Source organism: Pseudomonas sp. GW822-FHT05A08 (assembly GCF_058800485.1).
Genome location: NZ_CM179511.1, coordinates 6,181,320 through 6,203,916 on the forward strand (window position 1 = coordinate 6,181,320; position 22,597 = coordinate 6,203,916).

The following is a 22,597-nucleotide window of genomic DNA, read 5'->3' on the forward strand; positions in this document are numbered from 1 at the left end:
AATGGTCTATATAAAATATCCACTTTCCATCAATATCCCAGACCACTTTTCCAGCTTGTCGCGCAGTCCGACAATCCACAGGTCCTCGATGAAAACCCGTAAAACCGCCTATCCCATCTGGAACCGTCTGCAACTGGCCAAGGACGGCCACTTGTCCTTGCGCGAGCAATTGCTGCTGTTCCTGCGCAAAGGCATCGCCGATGGCAGCGTCAAGGCCGGGATCCGCCTGCCGGCCTCACGCGTGCTGGCGGCCCAGCTGGGGCTGTCACGCATGACCGTGACCGAGGCCTATGGGCAGTTGATCGCCGAGGGGTTCCTGGAGGCGCGGACAGGTTCGGGCACCTATGTCATGGCCCGCATCGCCGAACCAACGGCCTCGCCGCCCGCCCGGACAGGGGCCACCATCGGCTCCACCCGGGCCCGGGCGTTGACGGGGAACGACTCGATGTCCATGGCCTCCGCCGCCTGGCCGCTGACTCCGGGCCTGCCGGCGCTGGACGCCTTTCCCTATGCCCTGTGGGGGCGCCTGGAAGGTCGGTTCTGGCGACGCCGGCCGCTTCCCGACCTGTCCTACGGCGACCCACAGGGTTTCCTGCCATTACGCGAAGCCTTGGCGGCTTACCTGGGCGCGGCACGCGGGGTGGTCTGCCAGGCCAGTCACATCGTGATTACTCCCGGTGCCCAAGCGGCGGTGTCGATTGCGACACTGGCGCTCACCGACCAGGGAGATCGCGTCTGGGTCGAGAACCCCGGCTACGATGCGGCCTATCGCAGCGTGTTGCTGGCTGGCGTGCAGGCGGTGGGCGTTGCAGTAGATAAAGAAGGGTTGGATGTGCAGGCCGGCCGCCGGCTCGCGCCGGACGCCAGGCTCGCGCTGGTATCGCCTTCGCACCAGTATCCCCTGGGGGTCGGCATGAGCCTGGCGCGACGCCTGGCCTTGCTGCAATGGGCCCACGATGCCGATGCCTTCATCCTCGAAGACGATTACGACAGCGAGTTTCGTTACGGCGGCGCGTCAACACCGGCGCTCAAGGCCCTGGACGGTCATCAGGGGCGGGTGATTTATGTGGGGACCTTGAGCAAGCTGCTGGCGCCGGGGCTGCGCCTGGGGTTCCTGGTCGCCCCCGAGGCGGTGGTGAACGTGTTGTGCAAGGTGCGCAATGGCAGTGGCCACCGCGTACCTTTGTCGCTCCAGGCGACGGCGGCGGAATTCATCGGCAATGGCCACCTCGGTAGCCATATCCGTCGTAGCCAGGCGGTTTATGCACAACGTCGCGCAGCCTTGCTGGCAGCCATTCACAACGCCGGCAGCGAGCGTATGAGGGTAGCCAGCAGCGCTACCGGATTGCATCTGCTCGCCGAACTGCCCGATGGCCTCGACGACCAGGCTATCGCTGCCGCCGCCCATGCCCGAAAAATCGGCGTCGCGCCGCTGTCAGGGTTTTTCGTTGGTGCCCAGGGCCGGCCACGTCCTGGCTTGTTGATGGGCTTTGGCAATACCCGGGCGGAGTCGATGCAGGATGCGGTTGAAACCCTGTGCCGTCTGATCGATCGGCAACGGGGCTCAACCCTTTAGGCAATCAGGCCTGCAAGTAACGCAACACCGACTCGCAGATCATCTCGCGGTGACGCTGCTTGATCGTCTCGTCGGGCAGGTCGATCTGGAAGATCTCGCCGAAAGTGTGGCGGTTGGACACGCGGTAGAAGCAGAACGAGCTGATCAGCAAGTGCACATCCAGCGGGTCCAGGCCGGCGCGGAACACGCCCTCGTCGGCCCCGCGCCGGAGGATCTCGCCCAGGGCATGGAGGATGGTGTTGTTCATCGCCTTGATCGCCTCGGAGCGCTTCACGTACTCGGCGTTGTGGATGTTCTCGATGCTGACGATGCGCACGAAATCGACGTTGCGGTCGTGGTGATCGAAGGTGAACTCCACCAGCCGGCGAATCGCATCGCGCGGCGCCAGTTCCGCCAGGTGCAGGCGGCTTTCGGTGCTGCGGATATCGCCGTAGAGCTTCTCCAGCACCTCGACGTACAGCTGCTCCTTGCTGCCGAAGTAGTAATAGATCATGCGCTTGGAGGTGTGGATGCGCTCGGCGATGGCATCCACCCGAGCGCCGGACAGACCCTGCTGCACGAACTCCACAATGGCTTCTTGAAGAATGTTCTCGCGGGTCTTTTCCGGGTTGTTCTTGCGACTCTTGCGCGGCTCGTTCACGGACTGCTCGGGCACTACGGAGAGTTCTGTGGTCATTGTCATTCTGGGGCTCACGGCCATCGCTGCACACGCGGGCGATTATGGGCCGCGTCGCGCAGCGAAGGAAAGCAGGACGGCGGCCCTTTGCCGCCGCCGTTACGAAACTCCTACAACTTGGCCTGTCGCACCCCGCCACTGCGCGACTTGGCCATGGCCGCCAGACGTACCGCGACGTTCGCCGCGCCATACCCGACATAGCCATTCTTGCGCTGGATGATCTCGAAGAAGAAGCGCCCCTCGAACGGCTCGGTGTAGACGTGGAACAGCTCGCCACCCTGGGCGTCACGGTCGTAGAGCACGTTGTAGTAGGCCAGTTCGCTGAGGAACTCGTCGTCGAAATCGAAGCGCGCCGCCAGGTCATCGTAATAGTTCAGCGGGATGTCCAGCAGCGGCACGCCCGCCTCCTTGGCCCGACTGACTTCGGCAAAGATGTCGTCGCAGTCGAAGGCGATGTGATGCACACCCGAGCCGCCATAGCTGGACAGCGCATGGGAGATCGCGGTCTTGCGGTTCTCGGAAATGTTCAGCGGCAACCGAATGCTGCTGCAACGGCTGCGCAGCGCTCGGCTCTTCACCAGCCCGTAGGGGTCGGGCAGCACCACTTCGTCGTCGGCGGTGAAATCCAGCAGGCTCTTGTAGAACAGCACCCAGCTGTCGAGGTTGTCGGCCGGCAGCGCCATGGCCATGTGGTCGATGCGCTTGAGGCCGCCCTTGGCCACCACCCCGGGAAGCATATTGAAATCGGTGTCGTACAGGTGCTGCCCACCCTGCTCCTGATCCACCAGGTAGATCAGGCTGCCATCCAGCTCGCGCACGGCGGCCAGTTCCAGTTCGTTGGGGCCCACCAGCCCGCGGTACGGCTGGCCCTTGTAGGCCACCGCGCGCTCCAGCGCCTTGGCGCTGTCCTTGACCCGGATCGCCGTGGCGCACACCGAAGGGCCGTGGGCTTCGAAGAAGCTGTGGGCAAAGGAGTAAGGCTCGGAGTTGAGGATCAGGTTGATATCGCCCTGGCGCATCAGGCTGACATTCTTCGAGCGGTGCTGGCCGGCCTTGGCGAACCCCAGGCGTTCCAGCCAGCCACCGAGCTTGGCGCCCAGCGCTTCGTCCACGGCGAACTCGAGAAACTCGGTGCCGCCGTATTCACTGGCCGGCGGCGGCGCGAACAGCGTATCGAGATTGGCCACCGGCGTGGCTTCCTGTGCCAGGCGCTGGCGGGTTTTCTCTTCGAGGTACAGCAGCGAACGCAAGCCGTCCGCGGCATTGGCCCGGGGTGGCGCGGCGCGAAAACCGTCGTTGAAGATTTCCAGGGACAAAGGCCCGGTGTAGCCGCTCTTGATGATCGGCGCGAGGAACCCCGGCAGGTCGAAATCGCCCTGCCCCGGGAAGCAGCGAAAATGCCGGCTCCACTCCAGCACATCCATGGCCAGGATCGGCGCGTCGGCCATCTGCACGAAGAAGATCTTGTCCCCGGGAATCTCGGCGATCGCCGCCGGGTCGCCCTTGAGCGACAGGGTGTGGAAGCTGTCGAGCAGCACGCCCAGGCTTGGATGGTCGGCCTCGCGGACGATGTCCCAGACCTGTTGATAAGTATTGACGTGCCGGCCCCAGGCCAGGGCTTCGTAGCCGATCCGCAGGCCACGGCTGCCAGCGCGCTCGGCCAGCAGGCGCAGGTCGTCCACCAGGATCTGCCGGTCGCCGACGCTGTCGGCCGCAGCATTGCTGCACACCAGCACCAGGTCGGTGCCCAGTTCCTGCATCAGGTCGAACTTGCGCTCGGCACGTTCCAGGTTGCGTTGCAGGCGATCGCGGCGGCAGCCTTCGAAATCGCGAAAGGGTTGGAACAGGGTGATGGCGATGCCCAGGTCCGCGCACATCTGGCGGATTTCCCGGGGGCTGCCGTCGTAGTAGAGAAGGTCGTTCTCGAAAATCTCCACGCCGTCGAAACCGGCGGCGGCGATGGCTTCGAGTTTTTCCGGCAGGGTACCGCTCAAGGAGACGGTGGCAATGGAACGCTGCATGTTTCAACTCCCGGTAATGACCACAGATCGGGCGCCGTGCCTGTGGCCGCTGCCGCAGGTCCTCCAGCGCACTGAAGATCCCGCGCCCGCTTCGCGGGCGATCGCAGCCTGCGGCAGCGGCTACAGGTACGTTTGTTATTGGATGGGGCGGATTATTGAGCCGGGCAGTACAGACAGCAATTCAAAGTGTACGAACCAGTTAGTTTTTCGTGCGATTATCGAACAAAATGGCCGTTGGCGAATTGACGATTTTTCGTCCGCTGCGCACCATCGACAGCACATTGAGCCGGCCCCGAACCGCTGGCTTCAATCGCCAAAGACCCAGAACACACCATAAAAATTTCAAAAATCGGGTACACCCTAATGCTTGCACTCAACGCCACACCTCTCTGCCTGGCCCTGCGGCTCTCACCCGGCCACGCCTCCAACCGCCGCCTTCAGACGGACGCACTACGGCCCCTGGGCTGAACCGTGCTTGCACGCTGACCAGCCCGCTTTCCACCGCCGCGCCCGACGCGCGTCGCCGAAAGCACTCAGCCGATCGATCATCGCGTTCACCCGCGGCCCGTCCGCCCAGCCGACGATCGATCACGCGCCCTTGAGTCCCGACGAGTTGTCCCTCGTCAGTCATTGAACGGATGGCACACATGATTCCTTCTCAAAGCTCCCGCATGGCCCCGAGCCTCGGCACCGCCTCCGGCGGCATCGGCGACAAGATCCGCGGCGCCATGGCGGTCGGCAAGACCCGCTGGGGCATGCTCGCCCTGGTGTTCTTCGCCACCACCCTGAACTACATCGACCGCGCCGCACTGGGTGTGATGCAGCCGATCCTGGCCAAGGAAATGAGCTGGACGGCGATGGACTACGCCAACATCAACTTCTGGTTCCAGGTCGGCTACGCCATCGGTTTCGTCCTGCAAGGACGGCTGATCGACCGGGTCGGCGTCAAGCGCGTGTTCTTCTTCGCGGTGCTGCTGTGGAGCCTGGCCACCGGCGCTCACGGCCTGGCCACTTCGGCCGCGGGCTTCATGGTCTGCCGCTTCATCCTCGGGCTGACCGAGGCCGCCAACTACCCGGCCTGCGTGAAGACCACGCGCCTGTGGTTCCCGGCCGGCGAACGCGCGGTGGCCACCGGCATCTTCAACGCCGGGACCAACGTCGGCGCCATGTTCACCCCGATGCTGCTGCCGTTGATCCTGCACGCCTGGGGCTGGCAGGCGGCATTCCTGTGCATGGCCGCGCTGGGCGGTGTCTGGCTGCTGTTCTGGGGCCTGAAGTACTTCAACCCGGAAGACCACCCGAGCGTCAAACAGTCCGAGCTCGAGTACATCCAGAAAGAAGTCGAGCCGGAACAGACCCGCGTGCCTTTCTCGCGCATCCTGCGCATGCGCGGCACCTGGGCCTTCGCCCTGGCCTACTCGATCACCGCGCCGGTGTTCTGGTTCTACCTGTACTGGCTGCCACCCTTCCTCAACCAGCAATACAACCTGGGCATCAACGTGACCCAGATGGGTATCCCGCTGATCATCATCTACCTGACCGCCGACTTCGGCAGCGTCGGCGGCGGCATCCTCTCGTCGTTCCTGATCGGCCGCGGAGTCAACCCGATCAAGGCGCGCCTGATGTCCATGCTGCTGTTCGCCTGCTGCATCGTCAGCGTGGTCATGGCCGCCGGCGCCAGCAACCTGTGGATCGCGGTGCTCGCCATCTCCCTGGCCATCGGCGCGCACCAGGCCTGGACCGCCAACATCTGGAGCCTGGTGATGGACTACACGCCCAAGCACATGATGAGCACGGTGTTCGGTTTCGGCGGCATGTGCGCAGCCATCGGCGGCATGTTCATGACCCAGCTGGTGGGCCATATCCTGACCGTCACCAACAACAACTACACCGTGCTGTTCACCCTGATCCCGGCGATGTACTTCATTGCCCTGACCTGGATGTACTTCATGGCCCCCCGCAAGATTCCGAAAGTAGAAGACTGACGCTTTCCTCTCGCAGGCCCGGTTCCGGGCCTGCTTTTTTTCGTTCTCCCTCTTGCCAGCCAATACCCGGCTGGCGCTCCCTTGATGAATTCCGCTCAGCTCCGGCGCTGTTGCCAGGCAGCCGCCAGGCCGCTGAGACAGATCACCGCGATGCCCAGCTGGGTGATCGGCTGCGGTGTATGGCTGAACAACAGCCAGCCCAGCAGCCCGGCGAAAACGATCTGGCAATAGCCGAACGGCGCCAGCAGCGCCGGCGCCGCGTGGCGGAATGCCTGGGTCAGGAACAGGTGGGCGGTCATGCCGCAGGCCCCCAGCGCCAGCATCAGCACGCCATGGATAAAGCTCGGCACCTGCCAGAAGAACGGCACCAGCGCGCTCATCACCAGGGTGTTGCACAGGCCGGCGAAGAAGTTGCTGGTGGTCGGGCTGTCATGCTCGGCGAGCTTGCGGGTCAGCAGTTGGTAAAAGCAGAAAAACAGCGCCGAGCAGAACGGCAGCAGCACCGCCGGAGTGAACAGGTCGCCGCCCGGGTGAACGATGATCAGCACGCCGATAAAGCCGCAGATCACCGCCAGCCACTGGCCCTTCGTGACCCGCTCGCCCAGCAGCGGCACCGACAGCGCGGTGACCAGCACCGGTGCCAGGAAGTTGACCGCGGTGGCTTCCGCCAGCGGGATAAACAGCAGCGCCGAGGTGAACAGCAGGCTGGTGCCGAGCAGGCACAAGGCCCGCGCCAGCTGCAGCAACGGCCGCTTGGTGCGCAACACTCGCAGGCCCGATTGCGGCAGGAAGATCCCGGCCATCAGCAGGGTATGAATCAGGTAGCGGGCCCAGACCACCATCACGATCGGATAGAACCCCGAGAGGTACTTCGACAGGGCGTCGTGGCTGGAAAACAGAAAGGTCGCCACGACGACCAGCAGGATGCCCTTGAAGGGCTGGTTGACACCGGAAAGGGGTGTGCTGAGGGTCATCCGCAGGGTCTCTCAAGATAGGTTTTGTTTGTAGAAACAGCTTCGCGGGCAAGCCTCGCTCCTACAGACGCGGCGTCCGTAGGAGCGAGGCTTGCCCGCGAAAAGGGTCACACCTGCTACCCGCTAAATCCGCGCCAACAACGCCCGGGTCTTGTCCAGGGCGATCTGCGCCCGCTCCAAGGCGCCGACGCCCTGCTCGAGCAATTTCACCGTGGGGATCTCCAGGCTCAACGGCAGGTTGGCCGGCAGGCAATGCAAGAGCCCCGCCAGGTCGCAATCGCCATCCCCGGGGAAACGCCGTTCGTTGCGGGCCTGGCGCAGGATCTCCTGCATATCGTCCGGTCGCGGGCCGGCCACGTCGCACAGCTGGGCATAACGCAGCCGCGCCGGCGCGACCTTTGCCAAGTTCTCCAGGCGCGAGGCCGAGCGATCGAAGTGGAATGCATCCACCAGCACGCCGGCGTTGTCGCGGCCGGCGTTCTCCACCACCCGCAGCGCCTGTTCCAGGTTGCGTGCATCGGTCCAGGGCATGAACTCCAGGTGCGGGTGCAGGCCGTAGATCGACGCCAGGTCGCACAGTTCAGCAAAGCGCTCGGTCATGCGCCCCTCGTCGGGGTCGTTGCCGGCCACCAGCAGCTCGCTGGCGCCGAACTCCGCGCCGACCGCCAGCACCGCTTCGAAATCCGCCACCCGGGTGTGCGGCTCGAGCCGCAGGATCTCCACATCCAGCACGCCGACGCCGGTGTCGCGCAGGCGGCTGAGGGTCTGTCGGCGCAGCTCGGCATCGGCCACCAGGGCAAAGTGATGCTCCTGTGGCGTCGCCGGTACCAGGCGCAAACCGACGTGGCTGTAACCGGCACGGGCCGCCACCTCGACCATCTGCGGCGGTGAAATTTCCAGCACCGTGAGGCTGGCCAGGGACAGAATACGTTCGCTCATGCTCATCCCTCGATCAGCGCCGGGGCACAGGCCCGACCGGTCACCGCCGCTTCGCGGATCGCCTCGATCAGCGCCAGGGTCCGCGCCGCATCGGCCACGCTGACCAGCGGCTCGACCTCGCGCCGCGCCACGCTGACGAAATGCTGCAACTGCAGGCGCAGGGCCTCGGCGGCGGTGAAAGGTTCCTCGACCGCCAGCAACGGCTGATGCCAGCCGGCGCCGGCCTCGGCGTACTGCCAGCGCTTGAGCTGCGGAATGCTCAGGGCGCCAGCGGTGCCAGCCAGCAGGTAGCACGGCTGGTCGGCCTGGCGCGGGTATACCGGGTTTTCGCCGGAATCCAGCTCCCAGCTCCAGGGCGCCGCCACGGCGTCGGAACCGGTCAGGCTGCCCAGGGCACCGTTGGCGAATTGCAGCAGGACGGCGGCGCAATCCTCGTTGGCAAAACCACGCACCGCGTTGCTGGTGACGGCCTGCACCTGATGCACCTCGCCGCACAGATGACGCAGCAGGTCGAGGTCGTGAATCAGGTTGGTCAGCAGCATCCCGGCCCCGGGTTCGCGGCGCCAGGGAATCTCGAAATAGCTGTCGGGCTTCTGCAACTGCCAGAGCGCGGTGACCGTGGTCAGCCGGCCCAATGCCCCGCCCCGCACCAGCGCATGGGCGCGAACGATCAGCGGATTGTGGCGCCGGTGATGGCCCACCAGCACCGGAACACCGCTGCTTTTCACCGCGGCCACCAGTTCGCGCGCTTCATCCAAGTGCACGCCGACCGGTTTCTCCAGCAGCACCGGCACCCCGGCCTCCAGGCAATCCAGGGCGGTGCCGACGTGCAGGTTGTTCGGGTTGGCGACTATCACGGCGTCGGGGCGGGCCTGTTCGAGCATCAGTCCATGGTCGGGGTAATACGCCACCTGCCACTGCGCGGCGATCCCGGCGGCTAGCGGACCGGGATCGGCCACGGCGCAGAGCCTGGCCTCAGTCAGGGTCTTGAGGTGCTGGCAATGCTGCTGGCCCATGTTGCCGGCGCCGATCAGGGCAATGCGCAAAGGCGAGTGCAAGGCGGGATCCTCTTGTGATTGTTATGGGAACGTGAGATTTCAAATATTTAGAACTCGGTTCCACTTTCACACAAGAGCAAAACGAAATAGTGTCCGATCAGCGAACAGCTTTAAGGCTTGAGATCGGGAAGGCCCTGCGACCAGCGTGGCCCGAGCTTATCGCAGGCTGCGCCAGCGGTTACAGAACACGAGGAAACCCTGTAGCCGCTGCCGAGCCCCGCGAGGCTGCGATCGGGCGCGCAGCGGCCGTAAAACAGGCGACCGCATTCAGCCTGTCCCACCGCAGAGGCCGGTTTTGCGGCTCCTGCGGAGCCGATCGCAGGCTGCGCCAGCGGCTACAGAACACGAGGAAACCCTGTAGCCGCTGCCGAGCTCCGCGAGGCTGCGATCGGGCGCGCAGCGGCCGCAAAACAGGCGATCGCGTTCAGCCTGCCCCACCCGTAGTGAGCGGTTTTGCGGCTCCTGCGGAGCCGATCGCAGGCCGCGCCAGCGGCTACAGGGTCAGCTGAAGAGTTCGGAGGCCTGGCTGGCGGCCGAGAGTTCGTCGGTGAACTTCAACAGCAGCGGCGCCAGTTCATGCAGGCGCGCCAGCGGCATGCGCGCGCTGGGGCCGGCGATGCTCAGCACTCCAACCACCCGGCCGTCGACCGGATGACGCACCACCGCGGCCACCGCCGAGGTGCCCACCGCCGAACTTTCCTCGACCCAGGCGTAGCCCTGTTCCCGGGCCAGGCGCAGGCGTTCGAGCAGTTCGATGTTCGAGCGCGGCGCGTTCGGGCCCAGGTCCGCGGGGATCTCGGCGGCCTGGCGCTCCACCAGCGATAACGCCTCGGCATCGCTCAGGCAGGCCAGCCAGGCATGCCCGGAAGCGGTATAGAACAACGGCGCCTCGCGGCCCATGTCGGGGTCGTAGCGCAACCCGGAACGGGCGCCCTGGGACTTGGCGATCCAGGTCTGGCGCTCGTCCTCGATCACCCCAAGGCGCACCAGCTCGCCGGTTTCCTGGGCCAGCCGGTCGAGCACCGGCTGGACGATATCCGCGCCGCTGCTGGACAGGTAGCGAAAGCCCATGGCCACCAGCTTGGTCGACAGGTGATAGCGCAGGTTGTCCGGGTTCTGGCGTACGTAACCCAGGCGGATCAGCTCCGCCAACAGCCGGTGGGTGGCGCTTTTGGGGATGCCCAGCTGCTCGGCCAGGGTCTGCATCGGCAGGCCGCGAGGGTCGCTGGTAAGACTTTCCAGAACGCTGAAGACGCGCTCGATTTGACTGCCGGCCATGGTCGGGTCCAGACGAAATTTGGCCGATTCTAGTGACAACCGGCGCAATGGGAAACACACCGCGGCCTCGTTCGATAACCGCCCATAAAAACCTCGGCACGGCGCAGATGATCCTGCCCTCGCCTTGCTGCCGACTATTCGACTCCGTATATTTTTTGGAATCAAGTTCCAAAAACAATAATCGTTCGTTTAGCGGAGTTGCTTCTTCCATGCCTGCCACCGCCTCCCTGCACCACCCCGATATCGATTGCGACGTGCTGGTCGTCGGCTCCGGCGCCGCCGGCCTTTCGGCGGCCGTGACCGCGGCCTGGCATGGCCTGAAGGTCATAGTGGTGGAGAAAGACCCGGTGTTCGGCGGTGCCACCGCCTGGTCCGGCGGCTGGGCCTGGGTGCCGTGCAACCCGCTGGCGCGACGGGCCGGCATAGTCGAGGACGTGGAACTGCCGCGTACTTACCTGAAACATGAACTGGGTGAACGCTACCGGCCAGCAATGATCGACGCCTTCCTCGAAGCCGGCCCGCGCATGGTGTCGTTCTTCGAGCGCCATACCGCACTGCAATTCGCCGACGGCAACGCCATCGCCGATATCCACGGCGATACGCCGGGCGCCGGCACCGGCGGACGCTCGGTGATCGCCGCGCCCTACGATGGGCGCGAGGTCGGCACGCTGCTCAAGCGCCTGCGCAAGACGATGCGCGAAACCTCGTTCATCGGCATGCCGATCATGGCCGGCGCCGACCTGACGGCCTTCCTCAACCTGAGTCGCTCGCTGCCGGCGGCCTGGCACGTGAGCAAACGCGTCGCTCGCCACCTGCTCGACCTCATCACCCATCGCCGCGCCCTGCAACTGGTCAACGGTGTGGCTCTGGTGGCGCGCCTGGCCAAGTCGGCGCAGGACCTTGGCGTACTGCTCTGGGAATCGGCGCCGGTCACCGAATTGCTGCGTGACGGCGACGCGGTGACCGGGGCGATTGTCAGCAGCGCCACCCGGGGGCCCATTCGTATCCGCGCCCGCAAAGCGGTGGTGCTGGCGGCCGGTGGCTTCGCCAACGACATCGAGCGGCGCAAGGCGCTGTTCCCACGCACGCCCACCGGCCACGAGCATCTGGCCCTGCCGCCGTTGGCGGTCTCGGGCGACGGCTTGCGCCTGGGGGAAAGCGTCGGTGCCCGGGTCGATACCGACATGGAATCCCCCGTGGCCTGGGCCCCGGTCTCCGCGGTGCCCTACCAGGACGGCAGCCGCGGACATTTCCCGCACATCATCGAACGCAGCAAGCCGGGAGTCATCGGCGTCTTGCGCAACGGCCAGCGCTTCGTCAACGAAGCCGACGGTTACTACGACTATGTGCGAGCGATGGTCGCGGCGGCGCCCGAGAGCGAAGAAGTGGCGTCGTGGCTGATCTGCAGCCACGGCTTCCAGCGCCGCTATGGCCTGGGCATCTCCCGGCCCTTCCCGGTGCCGCTGGCGCCCTTTATCCGCAGTGGCTACCTGAAGCGTGGCGCGAGCATCGAGGAGCTGGCCCAGGCCTGCGGCATCGATGCGGACGGCTTGCGCGCCACCCTGGCGGAATACAACCGGCATGCCCGACAAGGCCAGGACCCGCTGTTCGGCCGGGGCTCGACGCCCTACAACCGCAAGCAGGGCGACCCGCGCCAGCAACCCAACCCGTGCGTGGCGCCCATCGAACAGGGGCCGTTCTACGCGGTGAAAGTCCAGCCGGGCTGCTTCGGCACGTTCGCCGGGCTCAAGGTCAACCCCCACGCCCAGGTGCTCGACGGCCAGGGCCAGGCCATCGCCGGCCTGTATGCCGCCGGCAGCGACATGGCCAGCATCATGGGCGGCCACTACCCCGCCGGCGGTATCAATCTCGGCCCGGCGCTGACCTTCGGCTATATCGCCGGGCGGCACATCGCGGGCGCCAGCGCTTACGAATAAGCCAGCAATCACCCTCGAAGAGAGCGTGGTTATTGAGATCGCTTGAAGGCCCTGCGGACCTTATCGCAGGCTGCGCCAGCGGCTACAGAAAGCACGGAATCCCTGTAGCCGCTGCCGAGCCCGCGAGGCTGCGATCGGCTCCGCAGGAGACGCCCGCGGTTACGGATGGCCAATCAGAAATCGAAGAACACCGTCTCCTCTTCCCCCTGGATGCGGATATCGAAGCGGTACGCCCGCTGCCCATCCACGTCACAGGGATGCGCCAGCAGGGTGTCGCGCCGCTGCGGCTGCTCGATCAGGTTCAGCACCGGGCAGGCGGCGTTGGCTTCCGGCTCGTCGGCGAAATACAGGCGGGTATGCAGGTGGATGTTGATCCCCCGGGCGAACAGCGCCACGTTGATGTGCGGCGCCATCGGCACCCCAGCGGCGTTGTTCACCACGCCCGGCTTGACCGTGTGCAGCATCCACTCGCCGGCATCGAAGGTGGTGGCCGTGCGCCCGAAGCTGTTGAAGGCTTTCTCCGAATCGAACACAGGGTCGTAGACGCCCTCGTGGTTGGCTTGCCAGAACTCGAGGAACGAGTCGCGCACCAGATGGCCGTTACCGTCATACACATGGCCGATCAGCAGGATCTTTTCCCCCTGGGCGTCGGGCCCGGCCATCCGGTTCCAGATCTCGTCGCTGCGGGTCGGGTTGCCCGCGGCGGCCAGCGCCAGGCCGATGTGCACATAAGGGCCGGCTGTTTGCGAAGGGGTTTCAGGCAGCAATTGGATAGGCATGGCGGGCTCCTCAGCAATTCTCGAAGTGGGTCTTGCGCTGGCCGCGCAACACGATGTCGAAGCGATAGGCCAGGCAGTCCATCGGGTTGGCGCTGCTCATGTCCAGCCGCGCGATCAGGCTCTGCACCGCGTCCGGGTTGGCGATCGACTTGACGATCGGACACAGCGGGATCAGCGGGTCGCCCTCGAAATACAGCTGGGTGATCAACCGCGTGGCGATCGCCGGCCCGCTGATGGAGAAGTGGATATGCGCCGGGCGCCAGTCGTTCGGGCCGTTGCGCCACGGGTAAGGGCCGGGCTTGATGGTGCGGAAGCTGTAGTAGCCGTCGCGGTCGGTCAGGACCCGGCCGACACCGCCGAAGTTCGGGTCCAGGGGCGCCAGGTAGCGGTCGTTCTTGTGCCGATAGCGACCACCGGCGTTGGCTTGCCACATCTCCACCAGAGTGTGGGGAATCGGCTGGCCGTACTGATCGCAGACCCGGCCGGCGACGATGATCCGCTCGCCCACCGGCAAGCCGCCGTTATTGAAGTTGAGCAGCAGGTCGTTGTCGAAACGCCCGGTCTTCAGATGGGAGAAATCGGGGCCGCTGGTTTCGCTCAGCGATTGCGGAATGCTCACCAGCGCCTGGCGTGGCGAACGGGCCACGGAGGTCTTGTAGTCGGGGGTCAGGGCCTTGGGATGCCAATTACGGTCACGGATAACGAAACGACTGCTGTCTGCATCGGACATGTCGGTCTCCTGTTGTTTGATTTATGGAGCGCAGCCCACACAGTTTCAAACAACAGCAGCCCGACGACTATTGAAAAGCCCCCTCCAATACATAACCAATAGGTTATGGATAACGCCCCTCGCGATAGGCCTGCCCGACCTCCCGCAGCACCTCCACGCACCATTGCGCCGCCAGCGACAGCGGCAGGCTGGCGTTGCTGGAGATGCCCACCGAGCCGCCCGGCTCGCGCTGCCCCAGGTCGATCTCGCGCAACTCGCCATTGGCCAGGTCCAGGCGCACCGCATCCAGCGGGGCGATCCACAGCGCATCGCTGGACAGCGCGTAACGCCGGCTCAGGGCCACCGAAAGGGTTTCCAGGCGCTGGCGCGACTGGCTGATGCCGCACTGCACGAACAGGCTGTCGGCGAACTTGCGGATGGTGGTGCCGGCCAGCGGCAGTACCAGCGGGTACTGCTCCAGCGCATGCCGGTCCAATGGCCCGTGCAGCAACGGATGATCGGGGCGCGCCACCAGGGTCATGGACTCGCTGTACAGATGCTCGAAACTCAGGCCCTGGATCTGCGGGCTGTCCGTCATGCGCCCGACCACCAGGTCGACATCGCCGACCCGCAACTGCGACAGCAGGTAGGCGCTGGGGCCGGTGACCACGCTCACCACCAGCGCCGAATGCCGTTCGTGCAGGCGCCGCACCACCTCCGGCAGCAGCAGACTTTCGGCGGTCGAAAGCACACCCAGGCGCACCACGCCGGCGGCATATTCGCCACCGCGCAGGGTGTTCACCCCCTCGCGCAGGGCCTGCACCGAGGGCCCGGCGTAACGCAGAAAGGCCATGCCGGCCTCGGTCAGGCTGAGCCCGGCCTTGCTCCGGGCGAACAGCCGGGTGTCGAGCAGTTCTTCCAGTTCCTTGAGGGTTTTCGACATCGCCGGCTGGCTTACCGCGAGCACATCCGCCGCCCGCGCCAGGCTGCCCTGGCGAGACATTTCAAGAAAACATACGAGGTGACGGAATTTGATGCGGGTATCGATGTTCAAAGGAGGCCCCGGATGTGTCGCGACAGGATCGATGCGGCTGCGGGCCATGGTAGCGTGCATGCAAAAGGCTGACGACCGGACTGGCGTCTGCCCTACTCACCAGCAACACTGATCAGCAAATTAGAACGAGGATTCACCCATGCTTTGGAAAAAAGGACGGCGCAGCGACAACGTGGTGGATGCTCGCGATGACAGTGGCGGCGGTGGAGGCGGCGGTCTGCGCTTTGGCGGCGGCAAGGGCCTGAGCCTGACCGCCATTATCCTGATCGTCGGCATCGGCTGGGTCACCGGCCAGGACCCGCTGCAAATCCTCGGACAACTCGTCGGGCAGATGGACCAGTCCTCGGCGCCCGCCACCACCCAGCAGACCCGCCAGGCGCCGCCGGCCAACGACGAGCAGGCGGAATTCGTGCGCTCCATCCTCGGCGACACCGAAGACACCTGGGGCCAGATCTTCCAACAGGCCGGACGCACTTATCAGCAACCCAAGCTCATCCTGTTCCGTGGCCGGGTGAACTCCGCCTGCGGCTCGGCGACCTCCGCCACCGGCCCGTTCTACTGCCCGGCCGACCAGCAGGTGTACCTGGACATGGACTTCTTCCGCGAGATGGACCAACGCTTCTCGGCCGCCGGCGACTTCGCCCAGGCCTACGTGATCGCCCACGAAATCGGCCACCACGTACAGACCCTGCTCGGCGTCTCGGCGAAGATCCAGGCGGCCCGCCAACAAGGCCGGCAGATGGAAGGCGACGGCGGCCTGCTGGTGCGCCAGGAGCTGCAGGCCGACTGCCTGGCGGGCGTCTGGGCCAACCATGCGCAGAAACGCCTGAACTGGCTGGAGCCGGGGGATATCGAAGAAGCCCTGAACGCCGCCAACGCCATCGGTGACGACCGCCTGCAACAGCAAGGCCAGGGCCGCGTGGTACCGGACTCCTTCACCCATGGCAGCTCGGCGCAACGGGTACGCTGGTTCAAGGCTGGTTTCACCCAGGGCCAAGTCGGCCAGTGCGACACCTTCGCGGCGAAGAGTCTGTAATGCGCCGGGTACTGGTGCTGCTCACGTTATGGATGATCTGCGCCGGCGCGCAGGCAGCGGAAAATGGCGTCAAGACGATCAGCCCCGCGCGGCTGAACCTCGAAGGCGGCGAACTGGCCATCGGCCTGAGCCAGGACTGGCAGCGGCCGCTGCCCGAGGTCCAGCGGGCGCTGATCATTGTCCACGGACGCCTGCGTAACGCCCAGACCTACCTGCAAAGCGCCGAACAGGCCGCCAGCCAGGCCGGGCAAAGTGCGTCCACCCTGGTGGTCGCCCCGCAGTTTCTCAACCAGAGCGATATCGAGCGTCACCAATTACCCGGTTCGCTGCTGCGCTGGCAGGGCAATGACTGGATGGCCGGCGAGCCGTCCAGCGGGCCCAGGGCGATCAGTTCCTATGCGGTGCTGGACGCGATCATCACGCGGCTGAGCGATCGCCAGCAGTTCCCGTCCCTGACCGAGATCGTCATCGCCGGCCACTCCGGTGGCGCCCAGGTGGTGCAGCGTTTCGCCCTGCTCGGCCAGCACCATCCAGGCCTGGAGGATGACGGCATCAAGCTGCGCTACGTCATCGCCAACCCGTCGTCCTATGCCTACTTCGACGAGCAGCGCCCGGTGAAGGTCGATGCCGGCGCGTGCCCCGGTTTCAACCGCTGGAAGTACGGCCTGCTCAAGCTGCCGGCCTACGCCGCCGGCCAGACCGCGCAGCAACTGGAACAGCGCTACGTCAAACGCGATATCACCTACCTGCTAGGCAAACAGGACACCGACCCGCACCACCCGGCGCTGGACACCAGCTGCGCCGCCGAGGCCCAGGGCGCCTACCGCTTGATTCGCGGGCACAACTACTTCGACTACCTGAAACAGCGCCATCCCCAGGGATTGCAACAGCAATTGATCGAAGTGCCCGGGGTCGGGCATGACGGCGACAAGATGTTCACTTCGCCCGAGGGGCAGAAGGCATTGTTCGGCCAATAAACAGAGTGAGATCAGCAAGAACGCTATCGCGGGCAAGCCTCGCTCCTACAGGTTCGTTGTCGTACCCGGCAGAGGGCTACAACGCAGATCCGTAGGAGCGAGGCTTGCCCGCGATGCTTTTTAAGCCAGCACCATCCGCCGCAGCGCGCTGCAATCCTCGGCATGCCAGTCGGCCAGCTCCGGCCACGGGTTATCCGGCAGGTTGACCAGCACCGTGTGGGTGCCCGCCGCGCGACCGCAATCAAGGTCGAAGCGGTAGTCGCCGACCATCACCATTTCGGCAGGCGCCACCTCCCAGGCCGCGGCCAGCTTCAGCAAGCCGCCCGGGTGAGGCTTGGGCGGTGCTTCGTCGCGCCCCAGCACGTCCTCGACGGCAAAGCAGTCGGCCAGGCCGATGGCCTCCAGGGTGACATGGGCCAGCTCCCGCGCATTGCGGGTCAGGATGCCCAGGCGATAGCCCCGCGCCGCCAGCTCCCGCACCAGTTCCACCGCCCCCGGCGCCGGGCGCGAACCCAGCGCCAGGTCGCGTTCGTGCTCCAGCAGCCAGGCGTGTTTCGCCGCGGCTTCGGCGGCGGGCAAGGCCGCGAGGTGGGTCAGGATGTCATGCTCCGGCGGGATCCCCAGCGCTTCGCGGATAGCCGCGAAATCATGCACGGCCACCGTCAGGGTGCCGTCCATGTCGAACACCCAATGCCGAACCTCGGCCAGGCTCATGCCCAGTCCTTGCGGTGGCGGATCAGGCCTTCCTGGGTCACCGACGCCACCAGCTGGCCGGCGCGGTTGAACACGCTGCCACGGGAGAAACCGCGGGAATTGCCGGCCCACGGGCTGTCCATGGCATACAGCAGCCAGTCGTCGGCGCGCAGGTCGGCATGGAACCACAGCGCATGGTCGAGGCTGGCGACCTGCATGTCCTTCTGCCACACCGACTTGCCATGGGGCAGCATCGAGGTGGTCAGCAGGCCGAAGTCCGAGGCGTAGGCCAGCAGGTATTTATGCAGCGCGGGAATGTCCGGCAGGCTGCCGTCGGCGCGGAACCAGACGTATTTGATCGGGTCCGCCGGCTGCGGGTTGTAGGGGTCTTTCTCGGTGACCGGGCGCACTTCGATGGGCTTGGGGCACAGCAGTTTCTCGCGCATGTGCTCAGGGATAAGGTGCGCGCGCTGCTGGGTGATCTCCAGCTCCGACGGCAGGTTTTCCGGGCCGACCACCTGGGGCATCGTGTCCTGGTGCTCGAAGCCTTCCTCGTCGTACTGGAACGAGGCGCTGCAGGTGAAGATCGGGTTGCCCTTCTGGATCGCCGTCACCCGGCGGGTGCTGAAACTGCCGCCATCGCGTACCCGATCGACCTGGTACACCACCGGCAACGCCGCGTCGCCCGGGCGCAGGAAATAACCGTGCAGCGAATGCACATGGCGGGCCTCTTCGACAGTCTGGCTGGCCGCGGACAGGGACTGACCCAATACCTGGCCGCCGAACAGCTGGCGGAAACCCAAGTCTTGGCTGCGACCGCGAAACAGGTTTTCCTCGATCGGTTCCAGGGTCAACAGGTCGACCAGATCATCCAACACGTGGCTCATTCAGACTCTCCTCACACAGAGCAATGCCGCGCAGTCTTCGCTGCTGCGGTCGATTCAATCGGGTTCACACACATGGGCACACTCCAGATGCCCCCGACCTGCTATCCATGCAAGGTTTCCAACCATTGTTCGCGGTTGATGCGATACAGCACATGATGACGCAGCGGATGCTCGCTGCCGAGCTTTGGGTGATCGAAATCGTCGTGCGCAGCGTGTTGCATGCCGATGGCCTGCATGACTTTCTGCGACGGCAGATTGCTGGTGGTGGTGAAGGCGACGATCTCCTTCAGGGCCAGGCGATCGAAACCACAGCGCAGCGCGGTCCAGGCCGCTTCGCTGGCATAGCCCAGGCCCCAGTGCTCGCGCGCCAGGCGCCAGCCGATTTCCACCGCCGGGGTGAACGGCGCCTCGAAGCCCACCACGCCCAACCCGGTAAAACCGATAAAGGCCCCGGTATCCTTGCGCTCCAGCGCCCACGTGCCAAAACCGTGCTCGGCGAAATGCCCACGGATCCGACCGATCAGCGCGGCGCTTTCCAGGCGGCTCAAGGGGGCCGGAAAATAACGCATCACCTGCGGGTCGGCACACATCGCCGCGAACGCCGGCAAATCCTCGTCGCGCCACTGGCGCAACAGCAGTCGAGCACTTTCGAGTTGCAGTATCGGCTCCATCGTCCCCTCCATTTCCATGCGTGCCAGTCTACATCGCTGGTAGGATCCTTTTCGGATTCCTACATGAAATTGCCATGCCACTGCCGCTGATCTACCACGAAGACTACAGCCCTGAGTTCCCGGCGGAGCACCGCTTCCCCATGGACAAGTTTCGCCTGCTGCGCGACCACCTGGTGGACAGCGGCCTGACCCGCGATGCCGACCTGCTGCGCCCGGAACTATGCCCCAGGGAAATTCTCGCCCTGGCCCACGACCCTGGGTATATCGAACGCTATATGGCCGGCGAGTTGTCGCGGGAAGACCAGCGGCGCCTCGGCCTGCCCTGGAACGAAGCCCTGGCCCGGCGCACCGTGCGCGCCGTCGGTGGCTCGTTGCTGGCCGCCGAACAGGCCCTGGAGCATGGCCTGGCCTGTCACCTGGCAGGCGGCACCCATCACGCCCACTACGACCACCCGGCGGGCTTCTGCATCTTCAACGACCTGGCGGTGATCAGCCATTACCTGCTGGAAGCCGGACGGGTCGGCCGGGTGCTGATCTTCGACTGCGACGTGCACCAGGGCGACGGCACCGCGCGGATTCTCGAACATACCCCGGATGCCGTGACTGTCTCGCTGCACTGCGAAAAAAACTTCCCGGCGCGCAAGGCCAGCAGCGACTGGGACATCCCCCTGCCAATGGGCATGGGCGACGCCGACTACCTGAAGGTGGTCGACGATGCCCTCAATTACCTGCTGCCGCTGTACCAGCCGGACCTGGTGCTGTACGACGCCGGGGTGGATGTGCACCAGGACGATGCCCTGGGTTACCTGAAGCTGACCGACCAGGGCGTCGCCGCCCGCGACGAACAGGTGATGCGCCATTGCCTGGGCCGCGACATCCCGGTGCTGGGGGTGATCGGCGGTGGCTACAGCAAGGACCGCCAGGCCCTGGCCCGGCGCCACGGTATCCTGCACCACAGCGCGCAACGGGTGTGGACGTCATTGGGTTGCCATTGAAAAATGAGCGCCGCCGCATCATCAGGTTGTCATCAAAAGATGGGCGTCTTACCCCCAACCGCTGTGGAACCGCTTGTGGATAACCTGCGCGTAAGCCGCTGCACGCCAGGCAATACAAGCCTTCCAGCCCACTGCTCATTTTTCGACCAACACCTGTAGCCGCTGCCGCAGGCGGCGATCGACCGGAACGCTCGCTGGCGTCGGCACTGGCGCTGGAGGTCCTGCGGACCTGTCGCAGCCTGCGGCAGCGGCTACGGAAACGGGGGCCGGTCGCGTCATCGGGTTGTCATCAAAAGATGGGCGTCTTACCCCCAACCGCTGTGGAGCCGCCTGTGGATAACCTGCGCGTAAGCCGCTGCACGCCAGGCAGTACAAGCCTTCCAGCCCACTGCTCATTTTTCGACCAACACCTTTAGCCGCTGCCGCAGGCGGCGATCGACCGGAACGCTCGCTGACGTCGGCACTGGCGCTGGAGGTCCTGCGGACCTTGCGCAGCCTGCGGTAGCGGCTACGGAAATAGGGGCTGGTCGCGTCATCAGGTTGTCATCAAAAGATGGGCGTCTTACCCCCAACCGCTGTGGAACCGCTTGTGGATAACCTGAGCGTAAGCCGCTGCACGCCAGGCAATACAAGCCTTCCAGCCCACTGCTCATTTTTCGACCAACACCTGTAGCCGCTGCCGCAGGCTGCGATCGACCGGAACGGTCGCTGGCGTCGGCACTGGCGCTGGAGGTCCTGCGGACCTATCGCAGCCTGCGGCAGCGGCTACAAAAACCTTCATCAGGCGGTCATGGAATTGTGGGTGCCTTACCCCCAATCTCTGTGGAGCGGCTTGTGGATAACCTGCGCGCAAGCCTCTGCAGCCCATGGGATACAAGCCCTGCAGAGCACTGAACGTTTTTTGATCAGCCCCCTGCATAAGCCGCTGCGGGACGCATGGAGCATTGGCGACGGGCCTGCCTCGGGTAGAATGCCCGGCTTATTCCGCCACGCCGCCGCCCGCCATGACCTTATCCCGCACCACCCAGCCCCATCACGTCGCCATTATCGGTGGCGGCCCCGCCGGCCTGATGGCGGCCGAGGTGCTGAGCCTGGCGGGCCTGCGCGTCGATCTCTACGACGGCATGCCATCGGTAGGCCGCAAGTTCCTGCTGGCCGGGGTCGGCGGCATGAACATCACCCATTCCGAGGCCTACCCGGCCTTCCTCTCGCGTTATGCCGAACGGGCCCCACAGATGGCCCCGCTGTTGCGCGAGTTCGGCAGCGAGGCGTTGTGCCAATGGATTCACGGCCTGGGCATCGAGACGTTCGTCGGCAGCTCGGGCCGGGTGTTCCCCACCGACATGAAAGCCGCGCCGCTGCTGCGCGCCTGGCTCAAGCGCCTGCGCGATGCCGGCGTGGTTATCCACACCCGCCATCGCTGGCTCGGCTGGAATGTCGATGGCAGCCTGCGCATCCACAGCCCGGAAGGCGAAAAATCGGTTCAGGCCGACGCCGTGTTGCTGGCGCTGGGTGGCGGCAGCTGGTCGCGCCTGGGTTCGGATGGCGCCTGGATGCTGCCGCTGGAGCAGCGCGGCGTGCAACTGGCGCCCCTGCAACCGAGCAACTGCGGGTTCGAGGTGCAGGACTGGAGCGATCTGCTGCGCAGCAAGTTCGCCGGTGCCCCGCTGAAGAACGTGGCCATTGGCCTGAACGACGACATACCCCGCCTCGGCGAGTGCGTGATCACCACCACCGGGATCGAGGGCAGCCTGATCTACGCGCTGTCGGCGCCGATTCGCGAGGCAATCAACAAGCACGGCACCGCCACGGTGCATATCGACCTGTTGCCGGGCAAACCCCATGACCGGATCCAGGCCGCGCTGAGCAAGCCACGGGGCTCGCGCTCCATGGCCAAGCACCTGCACAGCCAGGTGGGCATCGAGGGGTTAAAAGCCGCGCTCTTGCGTGAACTGACCAGCGCCGACTGCTTCGCCGACCCGGCGCTGCTGGCCAAGGCGATCAAGGCCCTGCCGCTGACCCTGGTGAAAACCCGGCCCCTGGACGAAGCCATCAGCAGCGCCGGCGGGGTGACGTTCGAGGCCATGGACCAACGCCTGATGCTCAAGCAATTGCCCGGCGTGTTCTGCGCCGGGGAGATGCTCGACTGGGAAGCACCCACCGGCGGCTACCTGCTCACCGCGTGTTTCGCCAGTGGGCGGGCAGCGGGGTTGGGAATGCTCGAGTGGTTGCGGGAAAAGGCCTGAACCCGGCCTACGCCCTGTAGCCGCTGCCGAGCGAAGCGAGGCTGCGAACGGCCGCGCAGCGGCCGCCAAAGCAAACGACCCGGCTTCTCCAGGAGAACCGGGTCGT

Annotated in this window: 19 protein-coding genes; 7 read left to right on the forward strand and 12 right to left on the reverse strand. The window is 65.4% G+C overall.

The features are described 5' to 3' along the window. Nucleotides 1-88: 88 nt before the first annotated feature. A complete protein-coding gene (gene pdxR, locus AC3RCP_RS27920) occupies nt 89-1,576 on the forward strand; it encodes a MocR-like pyridoxine biosynthesis transcription factor PdxR (protein WP_492571872.1) in 1,488 nt (495 codons plus the stop codon). 4 nt (nt 1,577-1,580) lie between these two features. Here the strand turns inward: pdxR and AC3RCP_RS27925 are convergent, their stop codons facing one another. Further along, a complete protein-coding gene (locus tag AC3RCP_RS27925) occupies nt 1,581-2,258 on the reverse strand; it encodes a TetR/AcrR family transcriptional regulator (RefSeq protein ID WP_492571873.1) in 678 nt (225 codons plus the stop codon). 104 nt (nt 2,259-2,362) lie between these two features. Further along, entirely contained in the window at nt 2,363-4,273 is a 1,911-nt protein-coding gene (quiC, locus tag AC3RCP_RS27930) for a 3-dehydroshikimate dehydratase QuiC (protein WP_492571874.1), read from the reverse strand. 647 nt (nt 4,274-4,920) lie between these two features. Here quiC and AC3RCP_RS27935 point away from each other — a divergent pair. Continuing rightward, nucleotides 4,921-6,258 (forward strand): MFS transporter, encoded by a 1,338-nt coding sequence (locus AC3RCP_RS27935; RefSeq protein ID WP_492571875.1) that lies wholly within the window; start codon nt 4,921-4,923, stop codon nt 6,256-6,258. A 95-nt stretch (nt 6,259-6,353) separates the two neighbouring features. On the opposite strand, the gene AC3RCP_RS27940 is transcribed toward AC3RCP_RS27935, so the two are convergent. From AC3RCP_RS27940 to AC3RCP_RS27955, 4 genes are all read right to left on the reverse strand, one after another. Further along, the gene (locus tag AC3RCP_RS27940; RefSeq protein ID WP_492571876.1) at nt 6,354-7,232 is read right to left on the reverse strand and encodes a DMT family transporter; all 879 of its coding nucleotides are present in this window, start codon (nt 7,230-7,232) and stop codon (nt 6,354-6,356) included. A 123-nt stretch (nt 7,233-7,355) separates the two neighbouring features. Continuing rightward, a complete protein-coding gene (locus AC3RCP_RS27945; protein ID WP_492571877.1) occupies nt 7,356-8,171 on the reverse strand; it encodes a sugar phosphate isomerase/epimerase family protein in 816 nt (271 codons plus the stop codon). A gap of 2 nt (nt 8,172-8,173) precedes the next feature. Next, nucleotides 8,174-9,229, reverse strand: coding sequence for a Gfo/Idh/MocA family protein (locus tag AC3RCP_RS27950; protein ID WP_492571878.1), 1,056 nt, complete (start codon nt 9,227-9,229; stop codon nt 8,174-8,176). Between the two features lie 501 nt (nt 9,230-9,730). Continuing rightward, the gene (locus tag AC3RCP_RS27955) at nt 9,731-10,507 is read right to left on the reverse strand and encodes an IclR family transcriptional regulator (protein ID WP_007928890.1); all 777 of its coding nucleotides are present in this window, start codon (nt 10,505-10,507) and stop codon (nt 9,731-9,733) included. Nucleotides 10,508-10,716: 209 nt separating this feature from the next. Here AC3RCP_RS27955 and AC3RCP_RS27960 point away from each other — a divergent pair, with 209 nt between their 5' ends. Beyond that, complete coding sequence (locus tag AC3RCP_RS27960) at nt 10,717-12,444, forward strand: FAD-dependent oxidoreductase (protein ID WP_492571879.1); 1,728 nt, start codon at nt 10,717-10,719, stop codon at nt 12,442-12,444. Between the two features lie 173 nt (nt 12,445-12,617). On the opposite strand, the gene pcaG is transcribed toward AC3RCP_RS27960, so the two are convergent. The 3 genes from pcaG to pcaQ form a co-directional block, all read right to left on the reverse strand. Next, nucleotides 12,618-13,223, reverse strand: coding sequence for a protocatechuate 3,4-dioxygenase subunit alpha (gene pcaG, locus AC3RCP_RS27965; protein WP_101339203.1), 606 nt, complete (start codon nt 13,221-13,223; stop codon nt 12,618-12,620). Nucleotides 13,224-13,233: 10 nt separating this feature from the next. Continuing rightward, nucleotides 13,234-13,953, reverse strand: coding sequence for a protocatechuate 3,4-dioxygenase subunit beta (pcaH, locus tag AC3RCP_RS27970; protein WP_492571880.1), 720 nt, complete (start codon nt 13,951-13,953; stop codon nt 13,234-13,236). A 103-nt stretch (nt 13,954-14,056) separates the two neighbouring features. Continuing rightward, complete coding sequence (gene pcaQ, locus AC3RCP_RS27975) at nt 14,057-14,986, reverse strand: pca operon transcription factor PcaQ (RefSeq protein WP_009045756.1); 930 nt, start codon at nt 14,984-14,986, stop codon at nt 14,057-14,059. Between the two features lie 139 nt (nt 14,987-15,125). Here pcaQ and ypfJ point away from each other — a divergent pair, with 139 nt between their 5' ends. After that, nucleotides 15,126-16,022 carry a KPN_02809 family neutral zinc metallopeptidase gene (gene ypfJ / locus AC3RCP_RS27980; protein ID WP_492571881.1) on the forward strand — a complete coding sequence of 299 codons (897 nt, stop codon included), beginning with the start codon at nt 15,126-15,128 and terminating at the stop codon, nt 16,020-16,022. After that, a complete protein-coding gene (locus tag AC3RCP_RS27985) occupies nt 16,022-16,999 on the forward strand; it encodes a hypothetical protein (RefSeq protein ID WP_101339205.1) in 978 nt (325 codons plus the stop codon). The genes ypfJ and AC3RCP_RS27985 overlap by 1 nt, the downstream gene beginning before the upstream one ends. A 120-nt stretch (nt 17,000-17,119) precedes the next feature. Here the strand turns inward: AC3RCP_RS27985 and AC3RCP_RS27990 are convergent, their stop codons facing one another. From AC3RCP_RS27990 to AC3RCP_RS28000, 3 genes are all read right to left on the reverse strand, one after another. Continuing rightward, the gene (locus AC3RCP_RS27990; protein WP_007928904.1) at nt 17,120-17,713 is read right to left on the reverse strand and encodes an HAD family hydrolase; all 594 of its coding nucleotides are present in this window, start codon (nt 17,711-17,713) and stop codon (nt 17,120-17,122) included. Further along, complete coding sequence (gene tesB, locus AC3RCP_RS27995) at nt 17,710-18,579, reverse strand: acyl-CoA thioesterase II (RefSeq protein WP_007928905.1); 870 nt, start codon at nt 18,577-18,579, stop codon at nt 17,710-17,712. Before tesB ends, AC3RCP_RS27990 begins: the two co-directional genes overlap by 4 nt. Before the next feature lie 101 nt (nt 18,580-18,680). Next, nucleotides 18,681-19,250 carry a GNAT family N-acetyltransferase gene (locus AC3RCP_RS28000; RefSeq protein WP_007928906.1) on the reverse strand — a complete coding sequence of 190 codons (570 nt, stop codon included), beginning with the start codon at nt 19,248-19,250 and terminating at the stop codon, nt 18,681-18,683. Nucleotides 19,251-19,324: 74 nt separating this feature from the next. Between AC3RCP_RS28000 and AC3RCP_RS28005 the strand changes: the two genes are divergently transcribed. Both AC3RCP_RS28005 and AC3RCP_RS28010 read left to right on the forward strand, forming a co-directional pair. Beyond that, on the forward strand, nt 19,325-20,245 hold the full coding sequence (locus AC3RCP_RS28005) for a histone deacetylase family protein (protein ID WP_007928907.1): 921 nt from the start codon (nt 19,325-19,327) through the stop codon (nt 20,243-20,245). A 1,004-nt stretch (nt 20,246-21,249) separates the two neighbouring features. Further along, the gene (locus tag AC3RCP_RS28010) at nt 21,250-22,491 is read left to right on the forward strand and encodes a TIGR03862 family flavoprotein (protein WP_492571882.1); all 1,242 of its coding nucleotides are present in this window, start codon (nt 21,250-21,252) and stop codon (nt 22,489-22,491) included. The last annotated feature ends 106 nt before the right edge of the window (nt 22,492-22,597 follow it).

What these genes read in the sequence shown, in the direction of transcription:
- pdxR (WP_492571872.1), top strand. Translation starts at nt 89, where the DNA reads ATGAAAACCCGTAAAACCGCCTATCCCATCTGGAACCGTCTGCAACTG.
- AC3RCP_RS27925 (WP_492571873.1), bottom strand. Translation starts at nt 2,258, where the DNA reads ATGACAATGACCACAGAACTCTCCGTAGTGCCCGAGCAGTCCGTGAAC.
- quiC (WP_492571874.1), bottom strand. Translation starts at nt 4,273, where the DNA reads ATGCAGCGTTCCATTGCCACCGTCTCCTTGAGCGGTACCCTGCCGGAA.
- AC3RCP_RS27935 (WP_492571875.1), top strand. Translation starts at nt 4,921, where the DNA reads ATGATTCCTTCTCAAAGCTCCCGCATGGCCCCGAGCCTCGGCACCGCC.
- AC3RCP_RS27940 (WP_492571876.1), bottom strand. Translation starts at nt 7,232, where the DNA reads ATGACCCTCAGCACACCCCTTTCCGGTGTCAACCAGCCCTTCAAGGGC.
- AC3RCP_RS27945 (WP_492571877.1), bottom strand. Translation starts at nt 8,171, where the DNA reads ATGAGCGAACGTATTCTGTCCCTGGCCAGCCTCACGGTGCTGGAAATT.
- AC3RCP_RS27955 (WP_007928890.1), bottom strand. Translation starts at nt 10,507, where the DNA reads ATGGCCGGCAGTCAAATCGAGCGCGTCTTCAGCGTTCTGGAAAGTCTT.
- AC3RCP_RS27960 (WP_492571879.1), top strand. Translation starts at nt 10,717, where the DNA reads ATGCCTGCCACCGCCTCCCTGCACCACCCCGATATCGATTGCGACGTG.
- pcaG (WP_101339203.1), bottom strand. Translation starts at nt 13,223, where the DNA reads ATGCCTATCCAATTGCTGCCTGAAACCCCTTCGCAAACAGCCGGCCCT.
- pcaH (WP_492571880.1), bottom strand. Translation starts at nt 13,953, where the DNA reads ATGTCCGATGCAGACAGCAGTCGTTTCGTTATCCGTGACCGTAATTGG.
- ypfJ (WP_492571881.1), top strand. Translation starts at nt 15,126, where the DNA reads ATGCTTTGGAAAAAAGGACGGCGCAGCGACAACGTGGTGGATGCTCGC.
- AC3RCP_RS27985 (WP_101339205.1), top strand. Translation starts at nt 16,022, where the DNA reads ATGCGCCGGGTACTGGTGCTGCTCACGTTATGGATGATCTGCGCCGGC.
- AC3RCP_RS27990 (WP_007928904.1), bottom strand. Translation starts at nt 17,713, where the DNA reads ATGAGCCTGGCCGAGGTTCGGCATTGGGTGTTCGACATGGACGGCACC.
- tesB (WP_007928905.1), bottom strand. Translation starts at nt 18,579, where the DNA reads ATGAGCCACGTGTTGGATGATCTGGTCGACCTGTTGACCCTGGAACCG.
- AC3RCP_RS28000 (WP_007928906.1), bottom strand. Translation starts at nt 19,250, where the DNA reads ATGGAGCCGATACTGCAACTCGAAAGTGCTCGACTGCTGTTGCGCCAG.
- AC3RCP_RS28005 (WP_007928907.1), top strand. Translation starts at nt 19,325, where the DNA reads ATGCCACTGCCGCTGATCTACCACGAAGACTACAGCCCTGAGTTCCCG.
- AC3RCP_RS28010 (WP_492571882.1), top strand. Translation starts at nt 21,250, where the DNA reads ATGACCTTATCCCGCACCACCCAGCCCCATCACGTCGCCATTATCGGT.